The 14,780-nt window shown below is 32.0% G+C and carries 13 protein-coding genes; all 13 read left to right on the forward strand.

The window, feature by feature from the left end; translation table 4 throughout:
• The 13 genes from thyA (at window position 1) to rsmH (ending at window position 14,777) form a co-directional block, all read left to right on the forward strand.
• On the forward strand, window positions 1–867 hold the full coding sequence (thyA, locus tag T384_RS0101040) for a thymidylate synthase (RefSeq protein ID WP_027119478.1): 867 nt from the start codon (window positions 1–3) through the stop codon (window positions 865–867).
• A gap of 3 nt (window positions 868–870) precedes the next feature.
• Window positions 871–2,412 carry a segregation/condensation protein A gene (scpA, locus tag T384_RS06880; protein WP_052663391.1) on the forward strand — a complete coding sequence of 514 codons (1,542 nt, stop codon included), beginning with the start codon at window positions 871–873 and terminating at the stop codon, window positions 2,410–2,412.
• A 354-nt stretch (window positions 2,413–2,766) separates the two neighbouring features.
• Window positions 2,767–3,390 (forward strand): SMC-Scp complex subunit ScpB, encoded by a 624-nt coding sequence (gene scpB, locus T384_RS0101050; protein ID WP_052663401.1) that lies wholly within the window; start codon window positions 2,767–2,769, stop codon window positions 3,388–3,390.
• 324 nt (window positions 3,391–3,714) lie between these two features.
• Window positions 3,715–4,764, forward strand: coding sequence for an ATP-dependent 6-phosphofructokinase (locus T384_RS0101055; RefSeq protein ID WP_084266091.1), 1,050 nt, complete (start codon window positions 3,715–3,717; stop codon window positions 4,762–4,764).
• Window positions 4,765–4,818: 54 nt separating this feature from the next.
• Window positions 4,819–6,336, forward strand: coding sequence for a pyruvate kinase (gene pyk / locus T384_RS0101060; RefSeq protein ID WP_027119481.1), 1,518 nt, complete (start codon window positions 4,819–4,821; stop codon window positions 6,334–6,336).
• 18 nt (window positions 6,337–6,354) lie between these two features.
• Window positions 6,355–6,645 carry a GroES family chaperonin gene (locus tag T384_RS0101065; protein ID WP_036498684.1) on the forward strand — a complete coding sequence of 97 codons (291 nt, stop codon included), beginning with the start codon at window positions 6,355–6,357 and terminating at the stop codon, window positions 6,643–6,645.
• 55 nt (window positions 6,646–6,700) lie between these two features.
• Window positions 6,701–8,305 (forward strand): chaperonin GroEL, encoded by a 1,605-nt coding sequence (gene groL, locus T384_RS0101070; protein ID WP_027119483.1) that lies wholly within the window; start codon window positions 6,701–6,703, stop codon window positions 8,303–8,305.
• Between the two features lie 77 nt (window positions 8,306–8,382).
• Window positions 8,383–9,720 carry a leucyl aminopeptidase gene (locus tag T384_RS0101075; RefSeq protein WP_027119484.1) on the forward strand — a complete coding sequence of 446 codons (1,338 nt, stop codon included), beginning with the start codon at window positions 8,383–8,385 and terminating at the stop codon, window positions 9,718–9,720.
• 162 nt (window positions 9,721–9,882) lie between these two features.
• Entirely contained in the window at window positions 9,883–11,379 is a 1,497-nt protein-coding gene (locus T384_RS0101080; protein ID WP_027119485.1) for a serine hydrolase, read from the forward strand.
• Window positions 11,380–11,449: 70 nt separating this feature from the next.
• On the forward strand, window positions 11,450–11,878 hold the full coding sequence (locus tag T384_RS06035; RefSeq protein ID WP_036498687.1) for a hypothetical protein: 429 nt from the start codon (window positions 11,450–11,452) through the stop codon (window positions 11,876–11,878).
• Between the two features lie 240 nt (window positions 11,879–12,118).
• Window positions 12,119–13,078, forward strand: a complete 960-nt coding sequence (locus tag T384_RS0101090; RefSeq protein WP_027119486.1) for a PQ-loop domain-containing transporter — start codon at window positions 12,119–12,121, stop codon at window positions 13,076–13,078.
• A 321-nt stretch (window positions 13,079–13,399) separates the two neighbouring features.
• On the forward strand, window positions 13,400–13,849 hold the full coding sequence (mraZ, locus tag T384_RS0101095; protein WP_245595149.1) for a division/cell wall cluster transcriptional repressor MraZ: 450 nt from the start codon (window positions 13,400–13,402) through the stop codon (window positions 13,847–13,849).
• Window positions 13,836–14,777, forward strand: a complete 942-nt coding sequence (gene rsmH, locus T384_RS0101100) for a 16S rRNA (cytosine(1402)-N(4))-methyltransferase RsmH (protein ID WP_027119488.1) — start codon at window positions 13,836–13,838, stop codon at window positions 14,775–14,777. The genes mraZ and rsmH overlap by 14 nt, the downstream gene beginning before the upstream one ends.
• Window positions 14,778–14,780 lie beyond the last annotated feature (3 nt).

The following is a 14,780-nucleotide window of genomic DNA, read 5'->3' on the forward strand; positions in this document are numbered from 1 at the left end:
ATGAAACAATATCTTGCAGTTTTAAAGGATATTTTAAAAACTGGAGTTTTAAGTTCTAATCGAACAGATACCAAAACTTTAACATCTTTTGGGAAACGAATGGAGTTTGATTTAAGTGAAGGTTTTCCATTAGTAACAACTAAAAAAGTTTATTTTAAAGCAATTGTCCATGAACTATTATGGTTCATAAAAGGTGATTGTAATATTCGTTATTTAATTAAAAACAAAGTTAATATTTGGAACGAATGACCTTTTGAAAAATTTACTAAATCAGCTTTATATAAAGGTCAAGATATTGAATGGTTTAAGGATCAAATCCTTCAAGATACAAAATTTGCTAAAAAATGAGGTGAACTAGGACCTGTATATGGTCACCAATGAAGAGATTTCAATGGTTTTGATCAACTCACCTGATTGTTAAATGAAATTAAAGTTAATCCTTCATCACGAAGATTAGTTATTAGCGCTTGAAATCCAAATGACATTCCTAAAATGGCTTTACCGCCATGTCATACTTTGTTTCAGTTTCAAGTCTCGCAAAACAAATTAAATTGTCAATTATACCAACGTAGTGCAGATTTATTTTTGGGTGTCCCATTTAATATCGCTTCATATGCTTTATTAACTAATTTGATTGCGCATGTTAGTAATTTAAAACCAGGAAAATTTGTGCATGTTATGGGAGATGCGCATATTTACGAAAATCACATTGATCAAGTTAAAGAACAAATATCCCGTGAACCAAAAAAATTAGCTAAATTAAAACTTAATCCTAAAATTAATAACCTATTCGACTTTAAAATTGATGATATTGAACTATCTGATTATGAATCGTGACCAAAATTAACCGGAAAGGTTGCAGTTTAATCTATGGTTAAAATGATTTGGTGTGAAGACAAAAACCATGGTATTGGAAAAGATAATAAACTACCTTGGCACCTTCCAGAGGAATTAAAGCATTTTAAGGAAACAACGTCTGGTGGCGTTGTTTTGATGGGCTATAATACATATCTTTCAATTGGCAAGCCGCTGCCAAATCGGACCAATGTTGTTGTTACTAGAAAACACAAGGATGCCGATATTAAAGGCGTCGTTGTTTATTCCAATTTAAAAAAAGCAATTAAAGATTTTGCAAAAAACGATTTGTTTATTATTGGTGGAAAAACCATATTTGAACAAGCTCTAAAAGATGCGGATGAATTAATTGTGACTTACTTGCTTGATGATTACGAATGTGACGTTAAATTAAAAATTAAACTAGATGATTTTGATGTTACAAAAACCGATGAATCAAATAAACAATTTAAGATCATTTATTACAAAAGAAAACCTGAAAAATTGACAAATATCTCACAAGATGATGCAGATGAAATGATGCATCAAGTGGGAACGATTTTTAACCTTAAATTTGAAAATTTTTCTGGCCCTTTTGATTTGTTATTAAGTTTAATCCAAGAAAAGAAAATGGACATCATGCAATTGGATTTAGCAGCGTTAACTGAGCAATATTTGGCATTTATTAAAAAGAATATCAAAACAGTTGACATTGAACAAATAACTGATTATTTAGTGATGGCTACTTATTTAATCGAACTGAAATCAAAAAAAATAATTCCAGTAGATGAAAATCAAGAAGATATTGATATTGAGAATAACAAAGAACGTGATCGTTTAGTTAAACGTTTAATTGAATATAAACGTTACCGAGAGATTTTGCCTGAATTAGAACAATTTCAATTGCGTCGTTTAGGACTGTTTGGTAAAGAGCCAGACGATTGAAAAGCGTTTCAACCTGATGCTTCAGTTATTCCTGAAGCTCCATTACCTGACTACATTAATCCGATGCGCCTTTATCAGGCTATGAAGAAGGTTTTTGATCGGATGCGCAACAAAGTACCAACGATCCAAAAAATTGTAGTCCAAGAACTTTCAATAGAAGACGTTCAAGCTGAAATTTATGAAATAATTAAAAACGCTAAACAAAAGCGAATTTCTTTAACTCGAATTTTGAATTCTGTAGATACTTTAAAAGTAAATACAATGTATTTTGTAACTTGTTTTGTTGCTCTTTTAGTTTTGGTTAGATATCAAAAAATTGATTTGTTTCAGTCTGGTCCAAATGCTGAAATTTATGCTGAATTAACCGATCCAAAAAGACTTGAAGAAAAAGAAGAATCCCCAGAAGAAATGATTAAACGTCATGAAGAATTTAAAAAAGAAGCAGAAATTTATAAAAAGCAAATGGCAAAAGAACGAGCCGAAGCATATTTTAAACAACGTGAAGAATTTTTAAAGAAAAAATATGGTGATGCGTATGTTTCTCGTGAAGACTATAAAAAGATGACAAATGAACAAAAAGCAGCATTAAAAGAAAAACAAGCTAAAATAAACAGCCAAAAAGATGCAAAATAAATTAAAACTCCTATTGATGAGTCAAGCAAGGAATAAATAATTATGGGAAAAAATAAATTACAAACGAAACCAAAAACCAATGATCTTAAAACTAAACCCCATTCTTCACAATTAAAATCTGCACAATCTTCAAAAGTAAATTCCAAAATTGCAGCAGCTACAGAAAAATTAAATGCCCAATTGCAAGTCCCAGATAAAAAAAGAAAACCAAAGTCAACTTTTAACGATGTTGGAATAAATGAAGGCCAAATCGAAAGTAATAAAGTCAAATCAAAAAAATCGCAGCAAGAAGTTGAAACTCTTTTTACAAATAGCGAATTCATCAGTTCTAAAGAAGAAGCTGTAAACCAAGAAATTACCATTAATGCTCCAAAAAAGAAAAATACCGCTGAACAAGACGGTCCCCAATTGAGCATAGCCGCAATTTTACAAGGAGCATTATTTGTTGCTGGTAAAGATGGTATGACTTTGATTGAATTGCATAAGATTTTACCTAAGTCTTCTACCGAAGAAATACGCCGACACTTATTAATCATGCAAGATAAATACGAAAAAGATTCTGATATGGGATTAACTTTAAAAGAATTTGGCGGACGTTATAAATTGTTAACTAAATTACAAATTAAAAAGGAAATGCAACGCTTTGCTAATCTTAAATTCCGCAACCCTTTAAATTCGAAATTGATGGAAGTTTTAGCGATCATTGCATACAACCAACCTTGTACAAGACCACGGATTTCAGAAATTCGGGGAACTGATTCGGCACCACTTGTTGATATTTTGATGGAAAAAGGTTTAGTCGTAGAATTAGGGCGTGCTGATACTTGGGGTCGTCCGTTTATTTATGAAGTGTCTGAAAAGTTTTTTGATCTTTTTGGAATCAATGATATTAAAGAACTTCCCGAAGTACAAAATTTTGATGTTGAGTCGTTTTCAGATGGAAGTTTTTTCGACACCAACCGCTATGAGGACAATTAGTTCACTTTAGTTTTTAATTTTTGAAAAATCGTTTAAGTGTTTTGCTAAACGATTTTTTTATGTCGAATATTTTGTATTTTAAGCTACTTTAAAATGATAATAATGAAATATCTTAGTTAAACGAATTAGCTTTTTATTTACGGGTTTTGATTTTTTCAAAAAAGGTTTTATTTTTTGACGTAAATCCGAAGTCGATTTTGCATCGTTTGTCGGCTTTTAATTATTTTTTTATCGTATAATCTCTGTATCTATATATTTATATAAATAAATATACGAATGCATATTTATCAAATAATGTGCAGTAATTTTTAATGGGGTTCATTAATGGAAAGAAAAAAAACAATGCCTACAAAAAAGAAAACAGAAAAAACTGTTTCTAAAAAAAATAAACGAATTGCAGTTTTAACTTCTGGTGGTGATTCACCAGGAATGAATTCAGTTATTCGTGCAGTAGCACGACAATCGATTTATCATGGATACGAATGCTTTTTAATCTATGAAGGATATAAAGGTTTAGTTGAAGACAACTTCCGAGAAATCGATATTAACGAAATTGATTCATTAGCTGCAAACGGAGGAACTTTTATTTATACTTCTCGTTTGCCTGAATTTACCGAAGTTGCAGTTCGTCAAATTGCTGTTAACAATCTTAAAAAAAGAAACATTGATGCCTTAGTGGTTGTTGGTGGTGATGGTAGTCTTAAAGGTGCAAGCGCTTTAAGTTTAATGGGAGTTAATTGTATTGCTTTACCTGGTACTATTGACAATGATATGGGATCATCAGAATTTACAATCGGTTTTTATACGGCTTTAGAAACTATTGGAAAAGCCGTTCAAGAAATTCGCAACACTTGCATTTCGCATAACCGAATTGGTTTAATTGAAGTCATGGGTCGTTATTGTGGAGATTTAGCGCTTTATGGTGGAATCGCATCAGGTGCTGATTTGATTATTACGTGTGAAAACTATATGACTCCGACACAAATATCTGATGCCATTGAACGCGCTTATAAGAAAAACCCAGAACGTCGAACATTTATCATTATTGTTAGTGAAATGTTGTATGGTGCTGGAAAAAACCCAACTTTAGAATCAATTGCTGAAGTTATTCAAACAGTTAATAAAAAACGTACTAATGTTTCTCGTCTTGGTTACATCCAACGTGGTGGAATGCCAACAACGATGGAACGGGTTTGAGGAACATTAATGGGAATGCACGCTGTTGATATCATTCACGATGGCAAAAAAAATCGGGTTGTTGGACAAAATCACAATAATTTAATTGACTATTCAATTGCTGATGCGATCAAAATGAAAAATCCTCCACGGATTGAAATATTAAAGAAAATAAACCGCTTTAGTTCGGTTCGGTAATTAATTATGAAAAAAACAATAACAAAGACAAACAAAAATACTAAAAAATGTGCTATGTTCAATCACTTTAAGAGAACAAAAATTATTGCTACTTGTGGTCCATCAATTACACAAAAGCTTTGATCATTAGAAGATTTAGAAAATCCAAAGAATGCTGAACTTAAAAAATTGGCATACGAAAATATGCAAGCAATTATTGAAAAAGGTGTTACTGCAATTCGTTTAAATTTTAGTCACGGAAATCACGCAGAACAATTAGTTAGAATCAAAATTGCCCGGGAAGTAGCAGCTAAATTAGGTATTCCAATTTCAATCGTACTTGATACCCAAGGTCCAGAAATTAGAATTGGCCAAGTTGCTCCAGAAGGATGTAAAATTCTTCAAGGTGACACCGTTAAGATTTATACGCGTAAAAATATCGTTGGCTCAGGAAAACAATTCTATGCTACTGATGCCAGTGGTAAATACAACATGATTGACGATTTAAAGATCGGCTCTCATGTTTTGGTTGACGACGGAAAATTAAGTATGGAAGTTATCGAATTAAACAAAAAAGACAACATTCTTGTATGTAAAGCATTAAATTCTCATACGGTAATTTCACATAAACGAATTAATCTTCCCCACGCTGATTACTCAATTCCCTTCCTATCCGAAAAAGATATTGGAGATTTGAAATTCGGAATTGAAAACAAAGTTGATTACGTTGCAGCTTCATTTGTAAACAGTGGTGCTAACATTAAAGAATTACGCAAGATTTTAGATGATAACGGTGGCAAGGGAATTAAGATTATTTCTAAAGTTGAATCTACTCAAGCAATTAAAAACATTGATGACATTATTAATTTATCTGATGCTGTGATGGTTGCTCGAGGAGATTTATCTCTTGAAATCCCTTATTATGAAGTTCCTCATTGAGAACGTTACATTATTAAAATGTGCCGTTTTAAAAATCGAAGAGTAGTGGTAGCAACTCAAATGTTGGATTCATTAGAAAAAAACATTCAACCAACTCGGGCCGAAGTTACTGACGTTTATTTTGCGGTCGATCGCGGAGCTGACTCAACTATGCTGTCTGGTGAAACTGCTAATGGCTTATACCCAATTGTTGCAGTTGATGTAATGAGTACTATTAACAAACAATCTGAAGTTTTATTTGATTATGAACGCGCAACAAAATATTACTTTCCGAAAAGTCCAGTTTCAAAATCGTACTTTGGTGAATTAGTTGCTAAAGTTGCTAAAAAAACTTGCCCACCCCGATTAGTTGGTAACAAGGGTTTTGGTTATGATTTTGTAGTTCACTTTACAAACAACATACGCGAAATTTATGCACTTGCCAATGCAAGAATTGCAGCATCTGTAATTATCGTTACTGATGACGACAAAATTTATACCGGTCATGGAATCGATTACGGAATTTTAACTTATAAAGTAGATGACTTAAAAGCTGCCAAAAATGAATACGCTAAAGTTGCAAAACAAGCAATCAACCGATACAAAGAATTTGGTAAAATTAAATCTGATTTATCAAATTTGGTTATTTTTAATAACCGTGTTAACAAATTGTAGGAGAACTTTAAATTATTTATGATTAAACCATTACATGATAACGTTTTAGTTGAACCATTAGTTGAAGAAAAAGTTTCTAATAAAGGGATTATTCTTTCAACTAATAATGATGAAAACCAAAACACTACCAAAGGAAAAATTGTGGCCTTAGCAGATGGTTTTCTATACAAAGAAAACAAACAATTCAATTTTGATATTAAAGTTGGAGATATTGTTTATTTTAAAGAATATAGTGGAACCACTGTTGTTGATGACAATAAATCATATAAAATGTTGACTTACGACGAAATTGTCGGAATTAAAAAGTAATTCAATCAATTTAACTAAAATATAACAAACTAAGAAAGATTTGGAGTTTATAAAAATGGCAAAAGATTTGACTTTTCAAAAGCTAGCCCGAAATCGGCTATTATCCGGATTAAATAAATTAGCGGATGCCGTTAAAATTACTGCTGGCCCGAAAGGCCGTAATGCCTTAATCGAACGTAAATATGGTGCCCCTTTAATTGCTAATGATGGTGTCACAATCGCTAAAGAAATTGAATTAAGTGATGCAATTGAAAATATGGGTGCTAAGTTAATTGCTGAAGCAGCTATTAGTACTAATGACATTGCAGGTGATGGAACAACTACTGCAACTATTTTGACTCAAGAAATGGTTAATAAAGCAATTGAAGCTATTAATGCTGGAGCAAACCCCGTAAATATTCGTAAGGGAATCGATGAAGCTGCTCATTTAGTAGGCAAGTACTTAACCAAGATTTCTAAACCAATTAATACTAAAGAAGAAATCGCCCAAGTTGGTGCTATTTCTTCTGGCTCTAAGCAAATTGGTCAATTAATTGCTAAAGCGATGGAAATCGTTGGTAAGAGTGGTGTCATCACTATTGACGATGCAAAAACTTTAAATACAACTTTAGAAACAACTGAAGGATTAGAATTTAAAGGTGGGTATGGATCACCTTATATGGTGACAGATCACGAAAAAATGATTGCCGTATTAGACGAAGCAAAAATTTTAGTAAGTGCTAATAAAATCAACACTGTTAAAGAATTGTTACCCCTATTAGAAGGATGCATGGAAGCTAGTGTTCCATTAGTGATTGTAGCAACTGATTTTAGTGATGAAGTGGTTACAACATTAGCAGTCAATAAGCTTCGTGGAACATTAAATGTAATTACAGTAAAATGTAACGAATACGGTGATCGTCAACGGTCTGTTTTAGAAGACTTAGCAGTTACTGTTGGAACAAAATTAATCGATGCTTCTTTAGGTCTTGATTTAAAATCAATTAAACTAGAAGATTTAGGCAGCGCCGGTAAAATTACCATCGGTAAAGAAAAAACAACAGTCATTGATGGTCATGGCGATCGTCATGAAATTGATGAACACATCAAAACTATTCAAGGCCGAATCAATGCTATTGTAGATGATAAATACGCAAAAGATATGCTTCAAGAACGTCTTGCAGCAATGTCTAAAGGTGTCGCTGTAATCCGTGTTGGTGGAGCTACTGAAGTTGCTCAAAAAGAACTTAAATTGAGAATTGAAGATGCTTTAAATTCAACAAAAGCTGCCGTTGCCGAAGGGATTGTTCCAGGTGGTGGTATTGCATTCATGAATGCCATTCCCGAAATAGCTCACTTGAATTCTGATGACAAAGAAATCACAATTGGTTATGATATAGTGCGCGAAGCGTTGAAAGCCCCAGCGCGTCAAATCATCGAAAACTCTGGATATAATAGTTCAAAAACAATTAACTATATTTTAAATCAAGGGTTAGGTGTTGGTTTTAATGCTGAATCTGGTGAATATGTTGATATGATTCGCAGCGGTATCATTGACCCAACTAAAGTAACTAAAACTGCTCTTGAAAAAGCTGCAAGTGTTGCTAGTTTGATGATTACTACTGAAGTCGCAATTAGTGATATCAAAGAAAAAGACAGCCAAAACCAATTTGGTGAATAATTTAAGATAAACCAAGATGTAATCAACCAGAACTTTTTTTGTTTTTGGTTGATTTGTCTTAATTTAAGGAAAAAAATATGAAATATAACGTTAAAGCTACCAAAGTCAACAAAATTATTGTTGCTAAAGTCGACCCAAAGAATGAAAAAACCGGCGTTGAGTCAAAAGTTGATTTGCCAAACACAACAGTCGAATATTTAGTTAAAAAATCATTTGAAAGTGCAGATTTTTTTAAGCAATTGCGCGAATACTTATCTAAACAAACTGAAACTAATGTCATTGACTTAGATTCATTTATTGCGCTTGATAAAGTTAACGCAGAAAAAATGGTGCAATGAGTTGTCAATGCTGTTGAATTTGCTGAAGCAATTCCTTTTTCTAAAAAAACTAAAAAACAGCCAAAACCTGAATTTATTTTACAAGTAGACAAGAAGTTTGAAAAAACAATTAAAGAAGCAAGTGTTGTCGCTAAAGCAACAACCCTTGTTCGTGAACTTCAAGATACTCCTTCAGATGTTTTATATCCCCAAACTTTTGTTGAACGATTCTTAAAAGAATTTAAAGGTATAAAAAACGTTAAGATTAGTGTTTTAGATAAAAAGCAAATTAAAGCCAAAAAAATGGGAATGATTCTAGGTGTTAACAAAGGTTCAATTCACGAATGTAAGTTGTTAGTTGTTGAATACTTAAACAATCCATCTTCCAAACAAAAATTTGCTTATGTCGGTAAAGGAATCTGCTACGATTCTGGAGGAATGAATTTAAAACCAGGACCTCACATGCGAACAATGAAGTACGATATGTCTGGTGCAGCGATTGTAACCGGAACTGTTTTAGCATTAGCTAAAAATAATGTTAAAACAAATGTTATTTCGGTTGCACCTTTAACTGAAAACTTGTTGAGTAACCAAGCACAACGTCCTGACGATATTGTAATTGCATACAATGGTAAGAGTGTAGAAATTGACAATACTGATGCTGAAGGCCGTTTAGTTTTAGGTGATGCTATCACATACGCAGCCAAAGATTTAAAAGCAACTAGAATTTTTGACGTAGCAACTTTAACAGGGGCGATGATTTATGCTTTAGGGCACACTTATACAGGTGTATGAGCGACAAATGATGCTCACTGAAACGAAATTGATGTTGCTGGTAAAAATGCTGCTGAAGCATTATGACGGTTACCACTTCACAATGACTATTTAAAAATGCTAGATAGTCCAATTGCTGATATTATGAATTCAGTTTCTCGACCTGAAGCAGGATCTAGTCGAGCAGCAATGTTTTTAACCCAATTCCGTGAAGGAGTAGATTTAGTTCATATTGATATTGCAGGAACAGCTAATAGTTCTTCAGGAACTGGTGAAGGAGTTGTGCTGCGAACTTTATATGAACAAGCTAAACTTCTTAAATAAAGCAATTTAAGGAAATTTGATTTTTAACCCAATATTTAATTTAACACTAGTTATCTAGTGTTATTTTATTGATTTAAAGTTCGCAAATAATTTTAGTGTTAAAAAATAAAAATCATATACAATATGGGTAACTAAATCTAAATAAAAGAAAAGAGATAATTTATGGAAAATAACGTTCGTGGTAGTTTTAAAGTTAATTTCAACGGTTCAACCATTGATAATTTGGTAGGCCAATTTATGGAAGAAAACGGTGTTGACGGATTAGCTTTATCAATTGTTCAAGCACCTTATATTAGCCGGGTTGTTAATTACGGAAGTGCTGGAGTTAATTTAAATGGCGAAAAACTTGTTTCAGGAAATACAGTTTTCCCCATCGGTAAAATTTCCCAAGGATATATGGCAATTGCAGTCATGCAAGCATATGAAGAAGGGTTATTGGATTTAAACGATCCCATTACTAAATTTTTCAAAGGTGCTGACCAAATTTTTAGTTCAATTACAATTAAAAACTTGTTACAGCACACTAGCGGATTAGTTGACTTTACAAAACTTTCAACTTATAACTTGTACAACTCATATGAAAAAATTGATATTTTAAGAATGATTTTAGGTCACCTTCCGGTTTTTGATGTGAACACCAAAATTGCTCGTAACCCTTCTAACTTTTATTTATTGTCATTAATTATTGATCACGTTACTAAAATGCCTTATGAAGAGTATGTGACTAAAAATCAATTTGAAAGATTACGATTAAAAAATACTTTTTTTGCAAAAGATAAACAAGCTAAAGAAATCCAAGAAAACTTAGCCGAAATCAAAAAACACGAAAATTTTAAACACGATATGAATTTTATCGATGGTTATGAATTTGCTGCAAGTCAAGATAAGAACGCTTATTTAGATTTAAATTTAAGAGGTTATAGCGATGTTTATGCTTCTGCTTACGAAATCAGTTTCTGGGATATTGCTTTAGCAGGAACAATACTTGTCAAAGAAGCAAACAACCGCAAATTTATATACAGTAGTTTTAATTTAAACGGGCAAGAGTATAACGCTTCTTGTGGTTGACAATTTACCCGTTCTAAAGGATTTATGGATATTTATGATAACGAAGCCGGTTATACTACTTATTTATCCCGTTTTACAGCCCCTGAAGATTTAGTATGTGTAACGATTCTAACTACTAAAGGTGGTTTGCATGTAACTGAGCTTGCGCGTCAAATTGCTGCTTGCTTCAAAACGGATTTAAGTATCGCTGCTAATCAAAATGATTTCATTAGCGTTGAATCGCATTTACCTGCGCAACTGACTTACGAAAAATTACGAAAATTAATTTTGTCCAAGAAAAATACAATATTTGCCGAAATTGATCATCAAAAGAATGCTAAAGGCGCTAATCTTGAATTAGGATTTAGCAAAGTTGTGGTTTTTGGAAACCCAGTTGCTGGAACCCATTTAATGCAAGAACACCCATGAATGGCAACGCTTTTGCCGCTTTCAATTAGTGTTTATGAAGATCTTAATAAAAACGTTTGAGTTTCATGTGATAATATCAGTTCTTTTGCCGATAAATATCAACTTCAAAACAAAAAAGAAGTTCTTAAGAATATAAAAAATGTTGTTAATGAAATAATTAATAAAGCAACCAGTGTTTATTAATCGTTAATCACTAATAATTAATTTGTTATAATTCATTAATACTTTAATCCTCAAGGAAAACGCTTTCAAGATGTCAAATCAAGATGAACAAAATGTAAATGCTTCTAAACCAGAAGTTGAAGACGCTAACATTTTTAACGAAAGTGTAGTTGTTCAAACGTCCGAATTAAATTCCATCGAAGCCGAAATTCCATCGATTCCTCTATCTGAAGCACCAACTGATTTAGCTCAAGATGTTAATTTATCAAAAGCCGATGTTAATAAATTTCAAATCGTTGATAAAATTTACCAATACCAAAGTCACTCTAAATTAGATCGGTTACCAACTTGATCACGAATTTTAATTTCAATAGTGCTAATTATTATATTAATTGGATTAGTGGTTGGTGGAGCCTTTGCTATTAAAGCAGTTAACGATAAGAATCGACAAAGTCAGCCTGAACTGCAAAGTTCATTAGTGATAACCACCAGTAATGATAATCATCTAACGCATATTTAAAACTATTTTTTTAAAAAATAATTCCTAGAGAGTTTCTCTAGGTTTTTTTGGTATCAATCCAGATTTGCTTTAGTCTTTTTTATTTTATAGCTGTTTGTGTTTATATTTTTTTTAAAAAATGATATTTTTTATAAGTTTTTTTGTACACTATAATAATTTGAAAATGTTAGTAAATTATCTAACTATTCAAATTCGTTGATTTCAAAGATTAAACGTAATTTTAGATAAGGAGAAAAAAACGTGAATTTTAACCTTTCAGGCTTAAATCCCATTTTGTCTGATTTAACCTTCCGCACGAGCCCTGCAAATGCTGATTCAAGCAACTTTACTTTTAGCTTATTACCTTCTAATAGTGCTCAGGTAGGTGGATTATATGATATCAGTGTAAGTTTTCTATCAATTGGATGAATTGCTGCAATTCTGACGATTCTAGTTGGTCTGCCACAACTGGTATATATTATTAGAACTAAAAATGTCAAAGGGATGTCATTACCATCGTTTTGATCATTTTTTGTTTCATTGATTTTTTTCTCACTTCTGGGGTTGTTGCTCATTAATGATCAATTAGCTTATACAGAATTTATTGCTGCTGTAGTATTTGGAATTCAGATGGTATTTATTATCAAGTATTGAACATTTAAAACTCATAACAAGATTAAAAAAATAGTTGCTTATGCATTTAGTGCTTTGTTTGTTGTTATTAATATGATTTTTATGATTTTGCATATCGAACGTGTTTTAGGTGTAAATGTTGCTGATATTCCCACATCTGTAGCTGATTTTAGACAATTCGTTTCTATTGTTGGTCCGATTATTTCAATGTTATCATTCTTACCACAAACAATTAAGGGAATTAGAACTAAGCAGTTATATCACCTTCCTTTCTCGTTTGTGTTTGTTCTTGCGGCATTTAATGGTTTATGAATTGTTTCATGGTTATTAAACGTTGGTTATTATGCTAATTTAACAAATTATTGACATAACCCAGGGCTGGTTGACGGATTTAAAAACAATGTTTTAAACGAGATCCCAAATTATAGTTTTGATAGTGTCTTAGCCACCAAACTTGATGGTTTCCACGATAGTATGACAACTTACATTATTAATACAGTTTTCCAAATTGTTGGATTTAGTGTATCTGCGACACAAATTTTCTTTTGAGCTAGACAAGTTAAAGGCAAAAAAATTATCTGATTTTAATCTAATTTATTCAAGATATTTAACCCAAAAAAACGGCTTACGGTTTTTATCCAAAGCCGTTTTTTTCATTTAAGTAACGATAAAACATCCTATTAAAATACATCACATAACTAGTTATTTGAATTACATATATAATAAATATAACTATAGTATACAGTACTATTTAATTTATATAACCCTTCTTATCTAACATTCCACCAGATCTCCAATTATTTGGGATAAATGGTTAAAAATACAAATATTTCTTATTTTTGACAAAATTGATTGATTTTTTCATTTTTTTGTTGTAATATATTTGTGTGTGTTTAAAAGTGGGAGAAAGTGGGACAAAGTGTTAATATGTTTTTAGGAACTTATGAACTTAATCTAGATTCCAAGAATCGTCTTAGCCTTCCTAGTCGATTACGTTCGAAGATTTCTTCTGGCGTAGTCATTAGTAAAGGGTATGAAGGTTGTTTAGAATTAAGAACGCCAGAAGAATTCGAAAAATATGCAAAATCCTTAACTGATCTTTCAAACACACGCAAAGATAGCCGTTTAATTGTTCGCCTTGTTTTAGCTAACTCAATAGATTTGGAATTAGATAGCGCTAATCGTGTTCTTATTCCTGCCAACCTAATTAAAGAGGCAAATCTAAAAAAAGATATCACAGTAATTGGGTTAGGTAATAAAGTCGAAATCTGAGATAAGAGCAGTTTTGAAAAATATAAAGCAGAAAGCGATGGCGAATTCGAAAACGTTGCCGAACGCCTAGACAATGGAAACGAATAATATTCATATTCCTGTATTATTAAAAGAAATCTTACAATCACTAGATCCAGTTAATAATCCAGGAACTTATTGTGACTTCACAATTGGTTATGGCGGTCACGCTAGCGCGATCTGAAAACAGCTTGATCAAACAAAAAGTAAATATATTGGTTTTGATCGAGATCCCGTTGCATATGAATGATGTTTAAATAACTTGTCTATCAAACCATTGCAATTAGTTAACGATAATTTTGTTAATTTTAAAAAATACTTTCATCAATGAAGAATTAAGGAAGTGAACGGTGCGTTATTAGATTTAGGTGTTTCAAGTAAACAATTAGATGATCCAAGTAGAGGATTTAGTTATCATCACGACGGACCATTCGATATGCGTATGAATCAAGGCATTGGTTTATCAGCAACCGAATTTGTGTTGAAAACCCCGTTACCCAAACTTATTAAAATTTTTAAAGAGTATGGAGAAATAAAAAATCCTGTTCACATTGCCTTATTAATCAAAAAGTATGTTGAAAAAAATAAAGAACAAACAACTACTATTGCAATTGATGAGTTGATAAAACAAAACCTTCCAGTCAAACAACTATATGAAAAAAAACATCCCTCACGTTTATATTTCCAGGCCTTACGGATTGCTGTTAATGATGAATTATTATCCCTATCAAAGTTTCTAAACGAGTTTCCTACTTATTTAGCTAAAAACGCTGTTTTGTGTGTGATTACATTTCATTCGCTTGAAGAAAAAATAGTTAAAACTTGTTTTCGAAAACTAGTTAACACACCTCCCTTGATGGGGGTTCCTATCAACCCTGTAAATTTGAATCAATTTGAATTAGTTACTAATAAAGCCATTACAGCTTCTGAAGCTGAATTACAAACTAATCGCCGTTCACGATCCGCGAAATTATTTGTTCTTAAAAAAAAGGAATAACCT

The sequence above is a fragment of the Mycoplasma testudinis ATCC 43263 genome (genome assembly GCF_000687795.1).
GTDB lineage: Bacteria > Bacillota_I > Bacilli_A > Mycoplasmatales > Mycoplasmoidaceae > Mycoplasmoides > Mycoplasmoides testudinis.